Below are 20908 nucleotides of genomic sequence, written 5' to 3'. Positions count from 1 at the left end.
GAACACGAGACCGAAGCCATGCGCAAGCCTCTGCTGCTCAGCCCGGTGCAAAAAACGGTTTCATATTTACGAAGCGGCAAGACACTCTCTGCCATCATCACGCCACAGAGCCGCAGCAGACATGCAACCAGCCAACTGTTCGTATCAAGCGCGATTTGCTAGGACATCCCACGTAACGTGATTTTGTACCCAGGATGGTAGGGGAGAGAAAAATGGACCAGATCAGCCCCGATTTTGCTGAACTCGTTCGCCCGGATGTGCCTCATGATACGCTGAAGCGTGAGGCGAAAGCCTGGTTTGAAACTCTCCGGGACCGGATCTGCGCGTCCTACGAGCAACTCGAAGACGAAGCCGTCGAAGGTGGCTCACAGGTTCTCCGGGAGCGCACGGAAGCCGGTCGCTTCACCCGTACCGCATGGAGCCGACCGGAAGGTGGCGGCGGCGTTATGTCCGTCATGCGGGGCCGTGTCTTCGAAAAGGTGGGCGTCAACGTCTCCACGGTCTGGGGTGAATTTTCTCCCGAATTCCGCAAAAACATTCCCGGCGCATCGGAAGACCCACGCTTCTTTGCAACTGGCGTCTCCCTCGTCGCGCACCCCTGCAACCCCCATGTCAGTGCCGCGCATTTCAATACGCGCATGATCATCACGACCAAGGGCTGGTTTGGCGGCGGTGGCGACATTACGCCAATGTTCCCCGACAGCGCCGAAGCCCGCAGTGACGCGGACTACTTCCACAAGATGTTTGAAGCCGCGTGCAACAAGCATGACCCGGAACACTATCCGCGCTTCAAGGAATGGTGTGACCGCTACTTCCATCTCCATCACCGTGACGAACCCCGCGGCCTGGGTGGCATCTTCTACGATCAGTTCTCGACCGGCAGCCTGGAAAGCGACTTTGCCTTCACAAAGGACGTGGGGATGGCTTTCCACGACGCCTACCCCGCCGTGGTCCGCCGTCGCATGTTCAATCCCTGGACAGAAGCCGATCGTGAAGCTCAGCTCATTCGCCGTGGTCGCTACGTCGAATTCAATCTGCTCCATGATCGCGGAACCCTGTTTGGCCTGAAAACAGGCGGCAACACGGAAGCAATCCTGATGAGCATGCCACCGGAAGTCCGCTGGCCGTGATGCCCCATTCTCCGACCCGCCGTGACTGCCTGAAAGGGCTGGCCCTGCTCGGTGCCGGAAGCGCCATACCGTTGGCGGGGGCTCAGGCCGCAGATATTTCTGATGCCCGCCTCCTCCTTGGTGGAACACTGGCCTCCATACAGGGTCAGTTTGCAGAACTGGCCGCGGGCGTCATTTCTCATACGCTAGGCCTGGATGCACCACTCGAAATCACACCTGACATCGGTCAGGATGGTGTACGGGCGGCAAACCTCTTTGACGCCAATACGGCCCCCGATGGCAGCACAGCCCTGATTGCACCGGGAAGTGTTCTGCTGGCCTCACTAACAGGGGATTCACGCGTCCATTATGATTTTACCCGATGGACGCCCCTGCTGACGGCTCACACCACAACGGTGGTGATTGCCCGGGCAGAACTGCACAAAACTCTCAAAAGCCGCCTCAAAGGCTTTTTCCACGATCATCCCGTTCGCCTCGCCGTGTCACGGCCAACAGGGACAGAACTTGATGCATTGCTGGGCCTGACCCTGCTGGGTCTGCGCCCCATCCCTGTTTCCGGCTTTGTGCGTACGGAGGATGCGCTGGATGCGCTGGCCAACAATCAGGTCGATGCCGTGCAGCTTCTTCCCTACACACTCGGGGTTCCGGTTGAGGACATTCTGGCCAAACTGCCCCCAGACACGGTCCCGCTTTATCATACGGGCGATCTGGCCGAGACAAGCGCAAACAGCATTCCGAACTTCCTTGAGGCCTATCAGCAGGCCCGGAGGCGCCCGCCAGAAGGCGCGCTCTACAGAGCATGGCAGGCAGTCTCGGCCAGCACCTATACAGCCCTGACTGTGGCACTTCCCATGTTGACGCCGCCTGATTTGGTCAAAAGCTGGCAGAAAGCCTGTTGGGATGCGGCTGTTGATCCGACCGTGCACCGCTGGGCAGAAAAACACCATTTCATGCTGGCTGCCGGTGATAACGCTGCTCCCTTTCTGTCCCGCGCCACACCAGACATAGGAGCCATCCTCGCCCTGAGGCGCTGGATTGCCATGAATACACCGCGCTGGAGACTGGGGCAGGAAACACGCCCGATCTGAAATCTACTTCCGTTTCGTACGCAGCAAAATCCGCACGGAGCCATGATTGGCGGCGTGCGGATGCACAACAGCAAGCACCATCGGGCGAATATCCGCCCTCTGAAGCCACAGCGGCAGTTCACGGCGGATCAGGCCGCTCGTCGCTCCACTTCCCAGCCCGGTCACAACCTCGACACAACGCCAGTTTCTGGCCTTGGCGCGATGCATGAACTCGATCAGGCGATCAAAAGCGTCCTGAACAATATACCCATGCAGATCCAGCTTGGCATCGACCTTGAGATTGCCACGCGAAAGACGCTTCCAGCTCGTATCATCCAGCCCGGGTGCACGAACCCCAATGCGGAGATCCTGCGTTCGGGTCCGGCGAACCACCGGGCGCGCAAGCATCGCCCCAAAAGACAACTCCCTTTCCGGCACCGTCACAGCGGCCGGCAGAGCCTTCATCGGCTTTGGATCTTCTTTGATCTTCTGGGAAACAGGCTGCGGCTCAGGCTTCGCGCGAGCAGGATGCATGGGAGCAATATCGCGCACGACCATGCGCCACAAAGCCACTTCCTCCTCCTTCAAAACCCGTTTTGCCACGCATGTTTCCTCTGAACCGACCCTGATCGCGCAACCCGCACAAACCTGCGAAACGTGTAACTGCTTCCATGGCTCTCGAACAATGGCAAAGGCCAAATTTCCTGACCTTGCCTCATCGGAAACAATCCCGTCTGATATGACCGGACGGGAGCATGATTGAATGGATATGACGGATCTGGCTCAGTTCTGGGCCAAAACAGACATGCAAACCGGGGCTCTCCACCCCATGCATCCTGTCCTCGCACATTGCCTGGATGTGGCAGCCGTTGCGATCAGCCTGCCGGAAAGCATGCTCCCTCTTATCAATCATCAACCTCTGGATCGGCGGCTTCTAGGCTTTCTCGCCAGCCTGCATGACATCGGCAAACTGGGAGCAACCTTCCAGTTCCTCCGCCCGGACCTCTGGCCTGCGGCTCTTGGTCATACTCCTGCCGCCCTTCCTCCCGGCCCACGACACGATGCTGCGGGCTTATATCTTCTGGGGCAACTCAATACACATCCCGTGCTGCGAACCCTTTTCCCGGACTGGCTGGCAACAGAAAAACTTCGGATTCTCGCAGGAATTGCCGGTCATCATGACAAACCGGTCAGCCGAGCCTACCAACGTCCTGCAAACCTGACGTCTCTTGAAGAAAAAACTCTGGAAGCAGCCCAATCCTTCCTGACCGTCATGGCCTCTCTTTTCCAGCCACCGCCCTTTCCGGAAGACATGACGGAAGCAGCCATGGACAGTCTCGCCTGGCGCCTCGCGGAATATCTCCCGGTAGCAGACTGGATTGGTTCAAACCGTACATGGTTTCCCTATATCAGCCCCGAGGACCTGACAGACCCCTCCGCCTATTTTTGGAACAAAGCCCTCCCCCAGGCCCAGAAGGCCGTTCTACAGGCAGGACTTGGGTCCATTCGCACCACACCTTTCCAGACAGCGAAGGCTCTTCTGCCTCACCTCGAAAAGCACGCTCTCTCCCCATTGCAGCACTGGGCCGAAACCGTCCAACTTCCTGATGGACCAACGCTCATCGTCATCGAAGACATGACAGGGAGCGGCAAAACGGAAGCAGCTCTGATTCTGTCCCATCGGCTGATTGCACGCGGCCAAGCCAGCGGACTCTTTCTGGCTCTTCCAACTATGGCAACAGCCAATGCAATGTTTGATCGTGTCGCGGCGGCATACGGGAAAATGTTTCACCCCTTGGATCGTCCATCCCTTGCGCTCGCACACGGAAAAGCCCGCCTTTCAGAGCGATTCACGCAAACAATCCTCTCGGAAAAGCCGTCTTTTTCAACGCCAGAACATCAGAAGCAACCCGGCGAGTCAGCCTGTTCCGAATGGCTGGCCTCGGAGAACCGGAGAGCCCTACTGGCGCAGGTCGGTGTCGGCACCATCGACCAGGCCCTCATGGCCGTCCTGCCTGTCCGTTACACGACCGTCCGACGGCAGGGACTAAGCAACAAGATCCTGTGCTGTGACGAAATTCACAGCTTTGATCCCTACATGACTGAAGAAATGAAAGAACTTCTGACCCTTCACGCCTCTCGTGGCGGCTCAGTCATTCTCCTCTCCGCAACTCTGTCCCACGCTCTCAGAACCACACTGGTGAACGCGTTCCGCAAAGGACTAGGTCTGCCAGGAACGACTCTGCATGACACGCATTACCCTCTGACCACACTGGTCTCGACAGAAGCACCTCCTATAGAAACACCTTGCGAACCACGTCCCGGGCTGGGGAGAACCGTTACGATCAACCGGCTTTCAGACCCGGACGAAGCTGAAGAACGCGTTATAAACCTGGCCAGCACCGGCGCAGCCATCGCATGGATCCGCAATACAGTTGATGACGCCATCGCAAGTGCCGAAACCCTTCGTGCCAGAGGCGTAAAAGTTCAACTGTTCCATGCCCGTTTCGCCATGGTGGACCGACTTGCAATCGAACAGGACATTCTTCGAAAGTTCGGCAAACAGTCATCCCCCGAAGAAAGAACTGGCGTTCTCGTTTCTTCGCAAATCCTGGAACAGTCTCTGGACGTGGATTTTGATGCCCTCATTACGGATCTTGCCCCCGCTGATCTCCTGATCCAGAGAGCCGGGCGCCTCTGGCGTCATCATCGCAGCAATCGACCCGTCGCCTTTCCACAACTGGATATTATTTCCCCGCCCCCCATTTCGGATCCGGATGCAAACTGGATCCGCCGTGTCCTGCCCGGAACAGCCGCCGTTTATCGAGACCCCTCTCTTCTTTGGCGAACGGCCCGTGCCTTTTTTTCGCGCAGCGTGCTCAAAACGCCCGAAGACGTCCGTCCGATCATTGAAGAGGCTGCAGACACAACATCCCCTGACAGCGTTCCCGATGCGCTTGAAAAAGAGATGCTCACCACGCAGGGTAAAAATATCGGCGCACAGGGGCTGGGACGACAGACGGTTCTGAAAACGGGCGAGCCCTACGATCCCGGAACAGGCCAATGGGATACCGACCTGCAGGCCCGCACACGACTGGAAACCGATCCAACAGTTGTGGTCCGCCTTGCGCTTCTCAAAAACGGCACCATTCACCCTTACGCAGACGACGACGATCCCGCGCGGGCATGGGCACTCTCGGAAATCCGTGTGGCCTGCACACGCCTGACATCCTGCCCTCCCCCGGAAGGCCTACAAACCGCCATTGAAACTGCCCGTGCCTGCTGGCCCCGCTGGGAGCGGGAAGCCGTGAACGACATTCTGGTCCTTGTTCTGTTTGCGGCTGAGGAAGGTGGATTTGAAGGGGTCGGCTGTGACAAAGATGACAATGCTTTGGCGCTTCGGTATCATAAAGTCACTGGGTTAATGTTCGCCGCATAAGCGGGAACATTTTTTAAGTTCTATTTTCTTCTTCGAAATTTAAAATCATTACTTCCAGGATTTGCTCTGTCACCTTTCGGAAATGAGGTGGCTCGGCCTGGATTCCAGCCTCAACGCTGCCCCTACAAGCACAAGGAGATTTTATGCTCCCACATCTGAAACGACCTTCCATCACTTCTTTCAAGAGGAAAGATCAGGAAGCGAGCCGCTACCCAACTTAATGCCTTTGAACCTTACTCTGCAAAAATATTTTCTCTTCCATTTGCTTTATATCCCAATTCCAATCAGTATTCTCTTTCTGACCTTCCATATTTTGGAAGCATGTGTTTCTACTATAAAAATAAGCACGAATATCTCCGTAATTTTTCATACCCACGGAATTTCATAAATGTTTGATTTGATAAAAACATCCTGGATTCCAATCCGACGAAGATCCGGAAAGACGGAGATTATCCGTCCTTCCCAGATTGTCGAAAACATTGAGGCCGATCCAGTTGTTGACTTCGATTGGCCCCGCGTTGACTTCCAGATTGCCAGTATCGAATTCCTGATCGGGCTACTGGCAACGGCTTTCCCGCCCGCCACTGAACGGAAATGGCGTGCTCTCTGGCGCACACCTCCCACACTGGAGGATCTGGAAGCCGCATTTGAGCCCATCCGGAAAGCCTTTAATCTGGATGGGCCCGGCCCCCGCTTTCTTCAGGATTTCGAGCCTCTCTCAAATGGTAACGAACCCATTGAGCGCCTTCTGTTCGAAGCCCCCGGCGAGCAGACGATCAAGAAGAACATGGATCTTCTCAACCATAGAAACCGCGTGCAGCGCATGGGGCGTCCGGCAGCAGCCATGGCGCTCTACACAATGCAGTCCTGGGCGCCATCGGGTGGCAAAGGAAACCGGACCGGCCTTCGCGGAGGAGGCCCCCTTATTACGTTCGTAACCCCTTCTGATCATGACTCATTATGGCACCGTTGCTGGGCCAATGTCCCGTTGGGAACTCCGCCATCTGAATCAGATCTGCCAAAAGTGTTTCCGTGGCTCGCCCCGACACTGACTTCGGAGAAGAACCTTGAGATCCAGCCGGAACTGAATGCTCATCCCTTGCAAGCTTGGTGGGGCATGCCACGCCGGATCCGGCTCAATTTTGAAGAGCAGCCCGATGCCCGGTGCGACATCACGAATGAACCGGACGACATTCAGGCAACAGGCTGGTGTCAGCGCCCTTATGGCGCCAACTACAACTACTGGGCGCCCCGTCACCCCCTGACGCCAACCTACCGTCCGGGGAAGGACAAGGAACTCCTGTTCCAACATCCGCAACCGGGTGGCATCCGGTACCGGCACTGGCTCGGACTGGTGATCCCGACAGACACATCCTTCGAAGCGCCTGCCATCCGCACATGGAGGAACGACCGCCAGCCGGATCTGGACGACGGTGACACTCCCCGCCCGATGGATCGCTTTTTCGCGGGCGGCGCAGATTTCGACAACATGAAGCTCCGCAGCTTTGCCGAAAGCCATTTTCCGCTTCCCCGGGCCGCCACGCCTGAAGACCAACTCCTCGTTGACGACATGGCACGCAGGCTTGTTCAGGCCTCCACCCTCGTGGCCGATACCCTTCGCTCAACCGTACGCGCTGCTCTGTTCTCGGCAGGAGCGACGGTCAAACTGGATGCGTCTCTTTTCACCTGCCTGCGCGAAGAGTTCTGGAACCGCACGGAACCAGCATTTTTCGGGCATCTGACCCGATACAGCCAGAACCCGACAGCGGCACAGGACCAGACCTGCCATGACTGGTTGGCAGATCTTCGTCGTGTCGCGCTGGATCTGTTTGACGAATACGCTCCCGCTACGCCGGATACGGACATTCAGGAATGCACCCAGATCGGGAATAGCCGCCGATGGCTCCTCAGCACGCTGTACGGACACTCCAAAGACGGGAAGCAGCTTTTCGAGTTCCTGAAGCAGCCGCTTCCGCCCAAAGCCCCCAAAAAGAACAGGACAAACCATGCGTCTTGATAAGGAAACAACCGAAACCTTCGTGACATGGTGGCGAGACCTGTATCCGACCAATCCTGATCTTCAAACGGGTGGTCGGCGTGCCGTTAGCGCGCGCCTGCGGCGATGCGGCTCTGTCTGGGATATCATGATGGAACCCGCGTTCGCCTCTCTGGTGCGTCAGTTCCCAACCGCTCCGTCCCCCGAGGAGTTGCCCGCGCTGGCTCTCACGATGGGCGTGCTCGCGCATGTTCGGACAGAAACACCCACGCCAAAAGCACCGGACGGCCAAAAGGCTTTTCGAAATGCCGTTGCCCGGGAAGTCGGACCAACAGACTTCGGCGGCTCCCCGAATGAAGTGGCAACCTCCGCAAGATTCAAACCCAACCGACTGGAAAAACTGCTGGAAACCCGCGATCCGGAGGAGTGTCTGACGGCTTTCCGTCGCCTTGTGCGACTGGCCAACGCACCGCTCAACATCCGTGATCTGGCGCAGTCCCTTCTTCGCTGGCCGGCAGAAGATGCCGCCGCAGACCGTATCCGCACCCGCTGGGTGCATGACTACTGGGGCATTGGATCTCAGAACCCACTCTCCGCCCTTCCCGCCGACGCCCGATAAGGACATTCTCCATGAGCCGTTTTCTTCAGCTTCACCTTCTGACGTTCTTCCCCCCGTCCAACTTGAACCGGGATGATCTAGGCCGTCCCAAGACGGCCATGGTCGGGGGAGCCAACAGACTTCGACTGTCTTCACAAGCCCTCAAGCGTGCATGGCGGACTTCTGGAGTCTTTGAAGCAACACTCGAACACCATCTTGGCAAGCGCACCCAGCGCATGGGACAGGACATTCTGGATCATCTGATTGCAGCAGGTCAGGACGCTAAAAAAGCCACCAAGATTGCCCGTGAAGTCGCAAGTATCTTCGGCAAACTCAAAAAGGAAGAAACTTCAACCGCGATCGAGCAGCTTGCTTTCATTTCCCCTCGCGAGAAGGCAGCCGCTCTGGAACTGGCAGATCGCATGGCGGGTGGCGAAAAGATCGACCCAAAGAAAGAAGCAGCCTCCGTGCTCCTGCGGGCTGATACCGCCGCAGACATCGCCCTCTTCGGACGGATGCTGGCAGACAATCCTTCCTTCAATCGCGAAGCCGCAGCGCAGGTGGCTCACGCCATCACAACGCACAAGGTCTCCATCGAAGACGACTACTATACCGCCGTTGATGATCTGAAGACGTCCTCCGAAGATGCAGGCGCAGGCTTTCTGGGCGAAGCCGGGTTCGGGTCAGGGGTGTTCTACCTGTATCTGTGCATCAACAGGGATCTTCTGAAGACCAATCTTGGCGAAGAAGATGATGGAACACTTGCCGCTGCCACGCTCGGGGCTCTGACGCAGGCCGCTGCCACCGTCGCCCCCAGCGGCAAACAGAACAGCTTCGCCGCCCATGCCCGCGCCCATTACATTCTGGCTGAAAAAGGCAACCAGCAGCCGCGCACACTGGCTGGGGCCTTCGCCCAGCCAGTCACCGGCACAGACATCGTGGGCGCTTCCATCGCCCAACTCAAAACTTTCCGGGATCAACTCAACAAGGCTTACGGCCCCGGTTCTGACGCACAGGCTGAGCTGGTACTGGGCGGCGATGGAACACTGGAAGATATCGTCACCTTCGCGCAGAAGGACTGACCTTCATGCCACGCTATCTGACCTTCGCCCTCGTTGCGCCGCTCTCGGCCTTTGGCGGCGTGGCAGTCGGAGAACGGCGGGACGGGTTTGATCGCCCAGCCCGCTCGGCTGTTCTGGGACTGATCGCCGCCTGCCTGGGCCTGACGCGGGAAGACCCGCGCCAGGACGATCTGGCGCGCGATTACGGTCTGGCGCTTCTCTGCCACGCTCCCGGCCAGTTGCTGACGGACTTCCACACGGCCCAGATGCCATCCGCCCAGCGGAATACGCGCTTTTACACCCGCGCTCAGGAACTTGCGGTCTCAGACCTGAATACAACGCTCTCCCGACGGGACTACAGGGCCGGAAGCTGGCATCTCGGCGCCCTGTGGCAACGCAGCGAAACACCCCCATGGTCTTTGGAAACTCTGGCACAGGCCATGCATGAACCGGCTTTCACACCATATCTGGGGCGCAAATCCTGCCCGCTTGGTCTGCCCTTGGCTCCTGACCTCCAGAGCCATGACACTGCCGTTTCCGCACTGCGCGACCGCTATCGGCATGGCCCTGAAAGCAAAGTGTCGATCGGACGTTCATCTTCTTCCCCAACAGCGCCTCAGGAACGCACAACCCTGCGTCATGCACTGGCCCGAACGGCTCCGAACCGCAGACACTGGGCTGAGTGGGACCGCCTTGCAACCACGCCGGACCAGAACCCCGAACACACCATGCGGCACATGATCGTCATGGATCAACAGGATGCCGAAACCCATGGCGCGCCTGATGACACCGTCCAGACCGTCTTCCGCCGAGACCAGCCACGATCCCGACCCCGCTGGCAGTTTGACCTGAGAGAGGAGGCCGTCATGACGGTTCCGGTTCTGTGACGTCGCTCTACCTCTCCCGGGCACGTCTGAGACGGGACAGTCAGGCGCTTGCGGCCCTGTCCAGCCTCCTCCTGCCACACGACGCCAGCGCCCAGATCAAAAGCGGACATCACTTGATCTGGGCTCTGTTCGGAGACACCCCCGAGCGAAACAGGGATTTTTTGTGGAGACAGGAGGAACCGGGCAACTTCTATATTCTGTCCGAACGTCCACCCGCAGACCCACACGGCCTGTTCGAAATCGACGAACCTCGGCCGTTTGAACCCAATCTGCGCCCCGGCGATCAGTTAGAGTTCAGACTCCGTGCCAACGCCACCATCAGCCGTCACCTTCCCGGTCAGAAACGGGGCAAGCGGCATGATGTTGTCATGGATGCGCTGCACCATATTCCTGGCAAACAACCCTCAGAAAGCGGCCAATCAACCTTACGTGCCGAAGCCCGCCTCGCTCTGGTTCAGGACGCTGGCGCAGCATGGCTCACGCGCCAAGCGCAGGAGCGAGGCTTCTCTCTCCCCGTCCCTCCACGGGTGGACAGCTATGACACCGTTGTCATCCCCCGAACCTCTCAGCAGAAACCTGCAACCTTTGGTGTCATGGAGTTCGAAGGCATCCTGACTGTTACAGACCCTGAGCTTTTTCTGGCCAGCCTGCGCAATGGCTTCGGACGAGCCAAGAGCTTCGGCTGCGGCCTGATGCTCATCCGACGGGCCTGGTAAGACATCATGACGGAGCGGCCGGTCCCGGGGCTACCGCCGCCCCGTCCCATTCCCATCCGGGAACGGTCTTCCATCCTGTTTGTTGAAAAAGGACGGCTGGATGTTCTGGATGGTGCCTTCGTCATGGTCGATGAGCGCGGCATCCGCACCCATATTCCCATTGGTGGCCTGTGCTGCCTGATGCTCGAACCCGGCACGCGTGTCAGCCATGCCGCCACAGCCCTCGCCGCCCGCGCAGGAACCCTCCTGATCTGGGTCGGGGAAGCAGGGGTACGCCTGTATGCTTCCGGACAGCCCGGAGGCGCCCGCGCAGACCGACTTCTCTATCAGGCAAAACTGGCTCTGGATGAAACAGCACGCCTGAAAGTCGTGCGCCAGATGTACGTTATGCGTTTCGGCGAGGAAGCTCCAGCCAGACGGTCCGTTGACCAGCTTCGCGGGATCGAAGGCGCCCGCGTTCGGGAGACCTATCGCCTTCTGGCCTTGCAGTACGGCGTAAAATGGGAGGGTCGACGCTATAATCCACAGGAATGGTCATCCGCCAACGATATCAACCGGGCTCTTTCAACAGCAACCTCCTGCCTGTACGGCATCTGCGAAGCCGCTATTCTCGCAGCCGGATACGCTCCCGCCATTGGGTTCCTTCACACCGGGAAACCCCAGAGCTTCGCCTACGACCTCGCCGATATCGTAAAATTCGAAACCGTAGTTCCGGAAGCATTCAGAGTCGTCGCAGCCCTTGAGAAAGGCCGCATGCTGGACGGCGAGACCATCACGAACGTGACGGGAACCGTCCGCCGGAGATGCCGGGATGCCTTCCGCCGAACCAGAATTCTGGAACGTCTTGTCCCAATGATCGAAGACGTTCTCTCCGCAGGCGGCCTCTCCCCTCCCGAAGCACCGGAAGAAGCCATGCCCGTGGCCTTTGAAGACCCGGAAGGATTGGCCGATGCTGGTCATCGTGGTTGAAAATGCCCCACCACGCCTGCGAGGACGGCTTGCCGTCTGGCTGCTGGAAGTCCGTGCAGGCGTTTATGTCGGAACTTATGGCAGAAAAGTTCGGGAAATGATCTGGCAACAGGTCTGCGCCTATATTGACAGCGGCAATGCCGTCATGGCCTGGGCCGCCCCGAACGACGCTGGATTTGAGTTCGATACCTGCGGTGCAAACAGACGTTGCCCAGTCGATCTCGATGGATTTCGACTGGTCGAATTCGGCCCCGAAGCAGCCCTCCCCCTCCTGCCCGGCCCTCTTAATTCTCCCAACCGAAACAGGCGTTAAAAACCCTTTGAAAATCGGTAGATTTTTGAAGTGGAAAAATTCCTTTCTTAATCATAAACTTGCACACAAGAGTGTTCCCCGCACATGCGGGGATGAACCGTCGTTGGTCATCGGTTCTGGCCTTTCATCGGGGTGTTCCCCGCACATGCGGGGATGAACCGGGGTTCAGCAGGCAGTTGACCGTGCAGAGGCAGTGCTCCCCGCACATGCGGGGATGAACCGGCCGCAACGTGACCGCTCAGCTGGGTGCCAACGTGTTCCCCGCACATGCGGGGATGAACCGGAGTTCGACGGCAGAACCACGGGCCTCGGATAGTGTTCCCCGCACATGCGGGGATGAACCGATGCCACCCCAGAGCAGAACTTGAGGCGGGAGGTGTTCCCCGCACATGCGGGGATGAACCGAGCAGGTGAGACGCATCACACCCGTGGATGATGTGTTCCCCGCACATGCGGGGATGAACCGCGTCCAACAGCCCGAACGATTTTCCGAGCTGCGTGTTCCCCGCACACGCGGGGATAAAGCGTCAGAATCAGATCTGTAATACCTGCACAAGCGTTACTACCCTTCCCACATATCCTTGCAGACAAGGAGACGCCCCATGAGCAAACTCACAAAAGAAGAACGGGACAGCCTACCTGACGATGAATTCGGGCTCCCTGAAAAACGGGCCTATCCTGTCGATACCAAGGCACGAGCACGCAATGCGAAAGCCCGCGCTACGCAGGAGCTAGAACGGGGGCTTCTCACACCGGAAGAGCGGGATGAAATTGACCGTGCCGCAGATCGAAAACTGAACGAAGACTAGCCAGACTCAAAAACGGCCCCGGATCACTCCGAGGCCGTTTTCTCTCAACACCTAATCAGTTCGCCTGCGAGGCTCGCAGCGGGGCATCAGCAGGAACATCCTTGAGCGGAATCCCCTGATACTTGCCCGTCAGGGTCTTCAGGAACGCCACGATGTCTGCAACATCCTGGTCGGTAATATCATGATCCGGCGTTTCGTAACGTGCCATGGCACGCACAGCAGCATCCAGTGTTTTTGCTGATCCGTCATGGAACCAAGGACCGGTCAGTTCAACGTTCCGCAGGTTCGGCACCTTGAAGCGTTCACGATCAGACGGATTGTTGGTGAACGAGAAGCGTCCATCATCCGCAGCCGTCAGCTTGCTGTGACGGTCTTCGAAATATGGCCCTTCCAGACCCAGAATTTCATAGGCATCGCCACCAACCGCAACACCACTATGGCACCCTGAGCAACCAATAGCCTTGAAGCGCTCATAACCACGCTTTTCCTGCGCCGTAATCGCGTCTGCCTTGCCCTTCAGATACAGGTCAAAGCGGCTGTCCGGCGTAATCAGCGTCTTTTCATACTCGGCAATCGCATCGGTCACAGTGTTCTTGGTAACATCGTCAGACCCGTAAACAGCTGTGAACTGATCCGAATAACCCGGCTCTGCCCGCACGCGATCTGCCACGGCAGCCCAGTCATGCGACCCCATTTCCAGCGGGTTCATGACAGGCCCCGCAGCCTGCTCGGCCAGATCCTTGGCACGACCATTCCAGAACTGCCCGATATTGAAGACGGAGTTGTAAACCGTCGGCACATTGATCGGGCCGGTCTGGCCGTTGATGCCAGTCGCAGTCGTCTGGTTGTCCACGCCGCCCTTGTCCAATCCATGACAGCTTGCGCAGTTCAACTGGCCATTGCCGGAAAGCTGCTTGTCAAAGAACAGGGTACGGCCCAGTTCGGCCTTCTTCCAGTCCACGGCAATCGTTTCCGGGATAGGCTGAATGACTTCACCACGAAACTGCGGCGCCACATCCGTGCTGGCATAATAACGCTCGCGCTGGTCACGCACCCATTTCAGGATATCAGCGCGCTGCTTCTCGTTCAGATGGGCATGAGGATGCATCGTGAGATAGGCTGCCGGTGGCATCCGGTTCTGCACAATGACTTCTTCGATACGCGAAAGCTGTTCGACGGAAGGCGGCTTGCCCTGCTGGAACGCTTCGATGATTGGCGCAAATTCAAAGTGACGCTGCCCCTGTTCCAGATCCCGGTTCATGATCTGATTGGCCAGCGGGAGTTTGAAATAGAACGGAAGATCGGCATTCCGCGTGTGACAGTAATCACAGCGCACTTCCTGAAAAGCTGCAAACGCCGTCATAGCAACAGGGTCATGACGTGTCGGGCTATTGGCTGGAAGCTTGGGCGCGCCAGCATGATCGAAATGCTCAAGATAGGTGACTGTACCGCCCCAGGCGACAACGCCCAGTGCCACCAGACCGGCAATTCCTTTGGTAAGTGTGCTGCGACGCACCGCAAATCTCCTCACTGTCACGATATCGTGAGATTTGGAGACTGTAACAGAAGAAGTCAAAACGATTGATCCTGTCAGACACACAGGTCTGACCGATCATTCGTCCTCCCAGTCTTCCTCCGGCGTGCCAATCGCAGCGCGGAGGCGCTTGCGGGCAATGTTGACGTAACGCGTATCTTTCTCGACCCCGATACCTGACAACCCCTTGCGTTCCGCGGCAATCAGGCTCGTGCCCACGCCCATGAACGGGTCAAGCAATACACCGCCGGGCTTCAGACCATGCAGACGGATACAGGCTTCCGGCAACGCTATGGGAAACGTGCCCGGATGACTGAATTTTTCTTTACGACTCCGAACCGTTTCATAGGGAATAAACCACGTATCCCCACGACAGCGACGATCCATCTCATGCTGCCGACGGGAGATATTGCTCTTGTCAGTAAACGGAACGCCCGCATCCAGCCGAGCCACCTTCACGTCGCCCTTCTTGGTCAGATGAAAGATGTGCTCATGGTTCCGATTCACGAAGCGAGGCGAATTCAAAGGCTTGAAATGCCCGTATGTGATTTCCCCCACGGAGATCGATTTGATCCAGGTGATATGGTTCTGAAGCACGAACAGCTTCCGCAACCGGGACATCAATTCGAACGGTAGCCAAGGCTGAGAAGATGAGCCCGCGATATTCAGGAAGAACGATCCATCGTCCTTCATGATCCGCTTCACGCTGGCACAGACGTCTTCCATCCAGTCCAGATAGGCATCTTCAGGCAACTGGTCCTGATAGGTGCGGTACTCGATGCCCAGATTATACGGCGGGGAGGTGACGACGATATCGACACTCTGCGACGGCATCCGCCGCAGAACGGTCGTGCAGTCTCCACGGATCATCGTATGGGCGCCGAGCGTCTCCCGGCGGCTTCGGATCATGGAGCGGAGGAATCCGCAGGAGGACGTGGCAGCAGAACAACCATTCTGCCCCCTTCATGCAGATTACCGGCCACATACTGGGCAAAAGCCCCCCATCCGGTAAACAGATCGGCCCGCCCTGCGCCTTTAATGTCCGTCCCGATATCCTGTGCAAAGACCAGATGCTGCCATGGCGCAGGCTGACCTTTGGCATCCGGCAATTTCGTCTCGATCCAGAGCGGGGTCGCGAACGGAATAACAGACCGATCAACAGCGACAGACCGACCAGCCGTCAGCGGCACGCCAAAAGCCCCGGTTGCGCCCTGTGCCAAACTTCCATCATCACGACGGAAAAAAACGTAATTCGGATTACGCTCCATCATTGCCATCATACGATCCGGATGCGCTTCCAGCCAGCCGCGGATGCTGTCCATGCTGACGGCCGAGGACGCCAATTCGTTATCCTGAACCAGCACCCGGCCCAGCGGCACATAAGGCTGACCGTTCTTCCCGTCGTAACTCATGCGGATCTGGGAACCATCAGGAAGAATCAATCGACCCGATCCCTGAATTTGCAGGAAGAACAGGTCCACCGGACTTTTCAGCCAGGCAATTTCCAACCCCTGTCCGTCCAGCGCGCCCTGATCAATCTGGGCACGATCGTAGTAAGGCTTGAACTGACCATTGTCCCAGCGCCCCGTCACCATCTGACCATTGGTAGCCTTGGTCCGAACAAGATCTTTGGGCCGTTCATAAACCGGAGTTTGATAAGGGCCACCGCGTGTCAGAGAGGCTTCGATCTGTGGCTCGAAATAGCCTGTGTAGAAGGCACCTCCATCAACAGCATAAGGCTGAAACCATGTCTGAACATAGCTCCGGGCATCCGTCGTGGTCTCAAGAGCCGCACAGGCTGCAGACCAGTTCCCCGCTTCCCGGCCATAGGGCAGTTCGTCCGCGCCCCCCAAAGGGGTTTCTGGCGGAAGCTGCATGACCCGATGACAGTTCTGCCGCAGAACGGGCAGGAGAGAGGAAAAATCCTCCCTGTTCCAGCCTGCAAGGGCATCAAAGCTGGTCGCTGTCAGGGAAAGGGGAGCGGACGTCTCATTTTGTGTGGCGCAGCCCGCCACGAAGGCAAGCGCAGCCAGTGTCAGCAGTTTTTTCATGATGCGCGTATATAATCAGGCCGGGCAGGATGCCGCCAGACGCCATTGTGTTCCAGAGGCTCCAAACTCGCGTTCGAACAACCACAGATCATGGAACTCGGTCACGGCATCCGTGCCCTGTACTGGCTCGCCCTGACGATCCGTCAACATGTTCACCTGACGCGACACAATCCGTACTTCGATTCGACCGGTCTGCGTATTGGCGTTCCCGGCAACAAGCATCGCATCCAGAATAGCCATGCTATCGATGCCACGAAGATCACTACGCTGCGTCTGACCAGCTTCCGCTCGGGCGTTAATGGCAACCAGAAATGCCTCTTCTGTCTGCGGTGTCATCAGACCTGACAGTGCCGCCCGGTCTCCCGCAGCGAAAGCAGGAACCACCTGACGAAAAATAGTCTCGGCGTCTTTCAGGAAGCCCTGCGGCGTGAAACTGCCATCAAGCTGCGTCATCTGTCCCAGAATACCACCCACACGCGTAGCTGGGGCGGGAATATCATAATCGACCTGAGCCGCAGGCTCGGCTTGCCCCTGTCCGGCAGCCTCCGGAAGAGGCGGCGGCGTCTGGCGCGTTTGAGCCTGTCCTGCCGCTCCCGGGAACACAGGGGGGCGTGCCTGACGTACGCCCTGCATCCCGATACGACGTCCCAGCACGCGATAAAGTCGGAAACCCAACGCAACCGCCAGAACGGCCAGCACCACGATGTCCCATGGGAAGTCGTGGCCAGTATGACCGATCAGGGCGGACGGGAGATGAATGTCGTCAGAAGACATGAAGGTTATGTTTCACGCAGATCGTTAAGGTTTCTATTCTCTTACAGATAGGGCGACCGCGGCCCAATCTCAACCTCATGCATGCAGGAAGCCTGTCTTGGCGTGCATGACACATCATGCTACCGCCACTGTATCGCAATCGTTCTATTGCTATCCGCCTCGCGGATCGGGAGACCGTTTTATGTCCGAGACCATCAACGACAACGCCACGCAAAATCTTGACGGCGCTCCGCCGCAGATGCCGCTTGCTGTCAACCTGCAGTACACGAAGGACCTGTCCTTCGAAGTCCCGGCTGGCGCTTCCATTTTCGCAACGCTTCGCTCCGCCCCACAGATTTCCGTCAACATCGACGTTCAGGCAAACCGCCTCGAAGAAGATCAGCCGGTTTATGAAGTGGCTCTGGCCGTCCGCGCCGAAGCTGCTGAACCCGCAGCAGAAGAAGGTGGCAAGGCTGGCCGCACGGTGTTCATCGCCGAACTGACCTACGCCGCTATCGTGACGCTGGGCAACGCCCCGCAGGAACTGGTTGAGCCAATTCTTCTGGTTGAAGTTCCGCGTCTGATCTTCCCGTATGTGCGCTCCATCATCAGCGACGTCACCCGTGACGGTGGTTTCCCGCCGGTGGTTCTGCAGCCGATCGACTTCGTGGCCCTGTGGCAGGCCAAGCGCGCCCAGCAGTTCCCGGAGCCAGCTGGCGAAGCCTGATCTTCCGATCAGTAAGGCCCGAGCCGTTCCAGCGGATCGGGCCACTCCACTGCACGCCAGTTCTTTTCGGTCAGGCGTGCAGCGATGGCCTCTGACAGACAGAGCGCCCTCACCCCGGACAGACTTTTCCGGTCCTGTTCCTCCAGCGCCTCCATGAAGGCGTCTGCCGTTTTTCCGGAATAAAAAACAACGGCCTCGACCTCATGCCTCAACAGGGCCTCCCGAGCGGCATCCGTAAGCCTGACATTTTTGGTCACGCCATAAACGCTCACCCGGGATGCATTTAGTTCTTCTGCAAGATCCAGCCCGTAGCCTTCGCCGCAAGCCAGCAGGAGTGAGGGACCGGTCAGATTATGACTATGGCAATACGCAGCGAGAGAACACGCATCACCATCCGCCGCCTCGACCCATTGAAATCCCATATCGCGAGCACGGGCAGCGGTGCTTGAGCCCACAGCGACAATACGCTGATCGCGCGGCCAGTCCTGCAGCGCGACCAGTGCATTCGCACTGGTAATAGCGACAGCAACACATTCTCGCACCGCTATAGGCGCATAAGCCCCAACATCCAGCATTGGACAGGCGATCGCGCTCCACCCAAGGCGCCGGACGTCCTCCAGCGTGCCCGTCAGACCCGGTTCAGGACGCGTTACAAGAACGGCCTGCCGCTTCATGGTCAGGCGCGGATCATCTCAGCGAAAATGGCCGCAGGCGTATCCCGGCGTAGTTCCTCCGCCAGTTCCGTTCCCATGCGAGCGGCCTCCAACGGCGCGCCAGTAATTTCGCGACGGATCAGGAATGTTCCATCTTCACTGGCGATCATACCAGTCAGCTTCAGAACGCCATTTTCGATGCGGGCATAACCGCCAATCGGTGTCCGGCAGGAGCCATCAAGCTCAGCCAGAAGCGCACGCTCCGCTGTGGACACAGCGCGAGCTTCCGGATCTTCGATCGCGGAGAGCAGTTCACGCAGTTCCGTATCGCTCTCACGCACCGTCACACCCACAATGCCCTGCCCGGCGGCAGGCAGCATCTGATCCGGCTCCAGCACGATATCAACGCGGTCTTCCATCCCGAGACGGCGCAGACCAGCAAGCGCCAGAAGCGTAGCATCACAAGCGCCAGCCTGAAGCTTGTCCAGGCGAGTCTGGACATTCCCACGCAGCAATCCGAACCGCAGATCCGGGCGCCGACTCAGCATCTGAGCCTGACGACGCACAGACGCACAGCCAATCAGAGCACCTTCTGGCAAGCACGCATACGGATCAGCTGGGTCAACCTTGAGCGTCCGATCACGAAGGATGATCGCATCACGCGCATCTTCGCGCTTCAGCGTACAGGCCAGAACAAGACCGGGAGGCAAATTTGTTTCAAGATCCTTGAGGCTGTGAACCGCAAAATCAATCCGTCCAGCCACAAGTGCTTCGTGAATTTCCTTGGCGAACAGACCTTTGCCACCAATTTCAGCCAGACGCTGCGTAAGATTACGGTCGCCTTCAGTGCTGATCTGATGCTCCTGAAACGCTCCCATGTCGCGCAGGACCGGGCAAAATCGCGTCAGACGGGTCAGAAACGTGCGCGTCTGCCAGAGCGCCAGCGGAGAGGCGCGTGAGCCAACTCTAAGCGGGAGTTTGCGCTGACCGGAGGGGCTGGCGGCATGAGATCGGCGGACGGCTTCCGCCGCGACCTTTTGGAGGGCGTCGGAAGACAGGACGGAAGCATTCATGGACGGCAGCTTTAGCTCATTCACGCGGGGCTGTCATGATGAGAGAGACTCGGTCATAATGCATGGCATGTCCGACCCTGCTGCATTGCGCCCGCTTCTGGCGATCGAAACGTCCTGTGATGATACCGCCTGCGCCATTCTTGCCTATGACGGCACCATTCTGGCCGAAGGCGTCCTCTCCCAGAATGATCATGCCATTCTGGGCGGCGTTGTTCCCGAAATTGCAGCCCGTGCGCATCTGGATGCCCTGCCCGCACTGGTTCAGTCCGTCCTCGCCAAAGCCTCCCTCACACTGGCAGACATCGCTACCTTTGCAGGAACAACCGGACCCGGCCTGATCGGTGGCCTGATTGTCGGCAGTTCCTATGCGAAAGGTCTGGCCCTTGCACTCGGGCAGCCCTTCATTGCGGTCAATCACATCGAGGGCCATGTCCTGACGGCGCGACTGCCCGCGCTTGACGCTAACCTTCAGTTCCCCTTTCTGACGATGCTGGTCTCTGGCGGCCATTGCCAGTGCATCTCTGTTGAGAAAACCGGGCACTATACCCGCCTCGGAGGCACCATCGACGACGCCGCCGGTGAAGCTTTCGACAAGGTTGCCAAAATGCTCGGCCTCGGCTGGCCCGGCGGACCCGCTCTTGAAAAACTCGCAGCAGAAGGCCGGGATGATGCCTTCGCCCTGCCTCGTCCGCTCAAAGGACGCGAGGGATGCGACTTCTCGTTCTCTGGTCTGAAAACCGCCGTAAGCCGCCTTATCGAACCACAAGGGTCCGGCGCGCTCCCCCGCCAGTTCGCCGCTGATGTTGCCGCATCCTTTCAGCGCGCCGTTGCCGACGTCATGGCAGATCGTGCGGAACACGCGCTCACCATGGCGCCGCATTCCACGGCCCTTGTCGTGGCCGGAGGGGTCGCGGCGAACCGCACGCTACGCAGCGCGCTCGAAGCTGTTGCCGACCATCATGGCATCCCCTTTATCGCACCGCCCCTACGCCTCTGCACGGATAACGCCGTCATGATCGGCTGGGCCGCCCTGGAACGTCTGCATGCAGGCGAACAGCCACACGAAATCGACGTCGCCGCACGTCCCCGCTGGCCTCTTTCGGAACGCCAGCCCGCCACCGCATTGTCCTGA

20 protein-coding genes and 1 CRISPR repeat array are annotated in these 20908 nt (G+C 58.3%); of the genes, 13 read left to right on the top strand and 7 right to left on the bottom strand.

Features of this window, described 5'->3' with window-relative positions:
* The first annotated feature begins 212 nt into the window (after positions 1–212).
* Together hemF and HKD32_RS03140 are read left to right on the top strand one after the other, a co-directional pair.
* Positions 213–1130 (top strand): oxygen-dependent coproporphyrinogen oxidase, encoded by a 918-nt coding sequence (gene hemF, locus HKD32_RS03145; RefSeq protein WP_061931629.1) that lies wholly within the window; start codon positions 213–215, stop codon positions 1128–1130.
* Entirely contained in the window at positions 1130–2218 is a 1089-nt protein-coding gene (locus HKD32_RS03140; protein WP_010502807.1) for a hypothetical protein, read from the top strand. The genes hemF and HKD32_RS03140 overlap by 1 nt, the downstream gene beginning before the upstream one ends.
* 3 nt (positions 2219–2221) lie before the next feature.
* Here the strand turns inward: HKD32_RS03140 and HKD32_RS03135 are convergent, their stop codons facing one another.
* Positions 2222–2800 carry a Smr/MutS family protein gene (locus HKD32_RS03135; protein ID WP_061931627.1) on the bottom strand — a complete coding sequence of 193 codons (579 nt, stop codon included), beginning with the start codon at positions 2798–2800 and terminating at the stop codon, positions 2222–2224.
* Between the two features lie 160 nt (positions 2801–2960).
* Here HKD32_RS03135 and HKD32_RS03130 point away from each other — a divergent pair, with 160 nt between their 5' ends.
* From HKD32_RS03130 to HKD32_RS03090, 9 genes are all read left to right on the top strand, one after another.
* Positions 2961–5636, top strand: coding sequence for a CRISPR-associated helicase/endonuclease Cas3 (locus tag HKD32_RS03130; protein ID WP_061931625.1), 2676 nt, complete (start codon positions 2961–2963; stop codon positions 5634–5636).
* A gap of 388 nt (positions 5637–6024) precedes the next feature.
* On the top strand, positions 6025–7653 hold the full coding sequence (casA, locus tag HKD32_RS03125) for a type I-E CRISPR-associated protein Cse1/CasA (protein ID WP_061931623.1): 1629 nt from the start codon (positions 6025–6027) through the stop codon (positions 7651–7653).
* The gene (gene casB, locus HKD32_RS03120) at positions 7643–8251 is read left to right on the top strand and encodes a type I-E CRISPR-associated protein Cse2/CasB (protein ID WP_010502799.1); all 609 of its coding nucleotides are present in this window, start codon (positions 7643–7645) and stop codon (positions 8249–8251) included. The genes casA and casB overlap by 11 nt, the downstream gene beginning before the upstream one ends.
* 11 nt (positions 8252–8262) lie before the next feature.
* Positions 8263–9312 (top strand): type I-E CRISPR-associated protein Cas7/Cse4/CasC, encoded by a 1050-nt coding sequence (gene cas7e / locus HKD32_RS03115; protein ID WP_061931622.1) that lies wholly within the window; start codon positions 8263–8265, stop codon positions 9310–9312.
* Positions 9313–9317: 5 nt separating this feature from the next.
* A complete protein-coding gene (gene cas5e / locus HKD32_RS03110; RefSeq protein WP_061931620.1) occupies positions 9318–10178 on the top strand; it encodes a type I-E CRISPR-associated protein Cas5/CasD in 861 nt (286 codons plus the stop codon).
* Positions 10175–10894, top strand: coding sequence for a type I-E CRISPR-associated protein Cas6/Cse3/CasE (gene cas6e / locus HKD32_RS03105; protein WP_061931618.1), 720 nt, complete (start codon positions 10175–10177; stop codon positions 10892–10894). The genes cas5e and cas6e overlap by 4 nt, the downstream gene beginning before the upstream one ends.
* A gap of 6 nt (positions 10895–10900) precedes the next feature.
* Positions 10901–11863, top strand: a complete 963-nt coding sequence (cas1e, locus tag HKD32_RS03100; protein WP_061931615.1) for a type I-E CRISPR-associated endonuclease Cas1e — start codon at positions 10901–10903, stop codon at positions 11861–11863.
* On the top strand, positions 11844–12176 hold the full coding sequence (gene cas2e, locus HKD32_RS03095) for a type I-E CRISPR-associated endoribonuclease Cas2e (protein ID WP_061931613.1): 333 nt from the start codon (positions 11844–11846) through the stop codon (positions 12174–12176). Before cas1e ends, cas2e begins: the two co-directional genes overlap by 20 nt.
* A 71-nt stretch (positions 12177–12247) precedes the next feature.
* A CRISPR array of direct repeats spans positions 12248–12703; the repeat unit is 29 nt; unit sequence GTGTTCCCCGCACATGCGGGGATGAACCG.
* A gap of 75 nt (positions 12704–12778) precedes the next feature.
* A complete protein-coding gene (locus tag HKD32_RS03090) occupies positions 12779–12985 on the top strand; it encodes a hypothetical protein (RefSeq protein WP_010502791.1) in 207 nt (68 codons plus the stop codon).
* A 55-nt stretch (positions 12986–13040) separates the two neighbouring features.
* Here HKD32_RS03090 and HKD32_RS03085 read toward each other — a convergent pair whose 3' ends face one another.
* The 4 genes from HKD32_RS03085 to HKD32_RS03070 form a co-directional block, all read right to left on the bottom strand.
* Positions 13041–14501 carry a cytochrome-c peroxidase gene (locus tag HKD32_RS03085; protein ID WP_061931611.1) on the bottom strand — a complete coding sequence of 487 codons (1461 nt, stop codon included), beginning with the start codon at positions 14499–14501 and terminating at the stop codon, positions 13041–13043.
* A gap of 96 nt (positions 14502–14597) precedes the next feature.
* The gene (locus HKD32_RS03080; RefSeq protein WP_010502789.1) at positions 14598–15428 is read right to left on the bottom strand and encodes a DNA-methyltransferase; all 831 of its coding nucleotides are present in this window, start codon (positions 15426–15428) and stop codon (positions 14598–14600) included.
* The gene (gene mltA / locus HKD32_RS03075) at positions 15425–16570 is read right to left on the bottom strand and encodes a murein transglycosylase A (RefSeq protein ID WP_061931609.1); all 1146 of its coding nucleotides are present in this window, start codon (positions 16568–16570) and stop codon (positions 15425–15427) included. The genes HKD32_RS03080 and mltA overlap by 4 nt, the downstream gene beginning before the upstream one ends.
* A 15-nt stretch (positions 16571–16585) precedes the next feature.
* Positions 16586–17344: a Tim44/TimA family putative adaptor protein gene (locus HKD32_RS03070; RefSeq protein WP_061931607.1), complete on the bottom strand. Its 759-nt coding sequence runs from the start codon at positions 17342–17344 to the stop codon at positions 16586–16588.
* Between the two features lie 181 nt (positions 17345–17525).
* Here HKD32_RS03070 and secB point away from each other — a divergent pair, with 181 nt between their 5' ends.
* Positions 17526–18050, top strand: coding sequence for a protein-export chaperone SecB (secB, locus tag HKD32_RS03065; RefSeq protein ID WP_010502784.1), 525 nt, complete (start codon positions 17526–17528; stop codon positions 18048–18050).
* Between the two features lie 8 nt (positions 18051–18058).
* Here secB and HKD32_RS03060 read toward each other — a convergent pair whose 3' ends face one another.
* Entirely contained in the window at positions 18059–18724 is a 666-nt protein-coding gene (locus HKD32_RS03060; protein WP_061931605.1) for a uroporphyrinogen-III synthase, read from the bottom strand.
* Positions 18725–18726: 2 nt separating this feature from the next.
* Positions 18727–19800, bottom strand: a complete 1074-nt coding sequence (gene hemC / locus HKD32_RS03055; RefSeq protein ID WP_194257496.1) for a hydroxymethylbilane synthase — start codon at positions 19798–19800, stop codon at positions 18727–18729.
* A gap of 34 nt (positions 19801–19834) precedes the next feature.
* Between hemC and tsaD the strand changes: the two genes are divergently transcribed.
* Positions 19835–20908 (top strand): tRNA (adenosine(37)-N6)-threonylcarbamoyltransferase complex transferase subunit TsaD, encoded by a 1074-nt coding sequence (gene tsaD, locus HKD32_RS03050; protein WP_061931603.1) that lies wholly within the window; start codon positions 19835–19837, stop codon positions 20906–20908.

It is taken from the genome of Gluconobacter japonicus (genome assembly GCF_015244665.1).
In the GTDB taxonomy this organism is placed as follows: Bacteria; Pseudomonadota; Alphaproteobacteria; order Acetobacterales; family Acetobacteraceae; genus Gluconobacter; species Gluconobacter japonicus.
The sequence above is the reverse complement of the archived record's forward strand: the minus strand, read 5'-3'. Positions and strand labels throughout refer to the sequence as shown.

Coding starts and splice junctions, on each gene's coding strand:
- hemF (WP_061931629.1), top strand. CDS start 213: ATGGACCAGATCAGCCCCGATTTTGCTGAACTCGTTCGCCCGGATGTG.
- HKD32_RS03140 (WP_010502807.1), top strand. CDS start 1,130: ATGCCCCATTCTCCGACCCGCCGTGACTGCCTGAAAGGGCTGGCCCTG.
- HKD32_RS03130 (WP_061931625.1), top strand. CDS start 2,961: ATGGATATGACGGATCTGGCTCAGTTCTGGGCCAAAACAGACATGCAA.
- casA (WP_061931623.1), top strand. CDS start 6,025: ATGTTTGATTTGATAAAAACATCCTGGATTCCAATCCGACGAAGATCC.
- casB (WP_010502799.1), top strand. CDS start 7,643: ATGCGTCTTGATAAGGAAACAACCGAAACCTTCGTGACATGGTGGCGA.
- cas7e (WP_061931622.1), top strand. CDS start 8,263: ATGAGCCGTTTTCTTCAGCTTCACCTTCTGACGTTCTTCCCCCCGTCC.
- cas5e (WP_061931620.1), top strand. CDS start 9,318: ATGCCACGCTATCTGACCTTCGCCCTCGTTGCGCCGCTCTCGGCCTTT.
- cas1e (WP_061931615.1), top strand. CDS start 10,901: ATGACGGAGCGGCCGGTCCCGGGGCTACCGCCGCCCCGTCCCATTCCC.
- cas2e (WP_061931613.1), top strand. CDS start 11,844: ATGCTGGTCATCGTGGTTGAAAATGCCCCACCACGCCTGCGAGGACGG.
- HKD32_RS03090 (WP_010502791.1), top strand. CDS start 12,779: ATGAGCAAACTCACAAAAGAAGAACGGGACAGCCTACCTGACGATGAA.
- HKD32_RS03080 (WP_010502789.1), bottom strand. CDS start 15,428: ATGATCCGAAGCCGCCGGGAGACGCTCGGCGCCCATACGATGATCCGT.
- mltA (WP_061931609.1), bottom strand. CDS start 16,570: ATGAAAAAACTGCTGACACTGGCTGCGCTTGCCTTCGTGGCGGGCTGC.
- HKD32_RS03070 (WP_061931607.1), bottom strand. CDS start 17,344: ATGTCTTCTGACGACATTCATCTCCCGTCCGCCCTGATCGGTCATACT.
- secB (WP_010502784.1), top strand. CDS start 17,526: ATGTCCGAGACCATCAACGACAACGCCACGCAAAATCTTGACGGCGCT.
- HKD32_RS03060 (WP_061931605.1), bottom strand. CDS start 18,724: ATGAAGCGGCAGGCCGTTCTTGTAACGCGTCCTGAACCGGGTCTGACG.
- tsaD (WP_061931603.1), top strand. CDS start 19,835: ATGCATGGCATGTCCGACCCTGCTGCATTGCGCCCGCTTCTGGCGATC.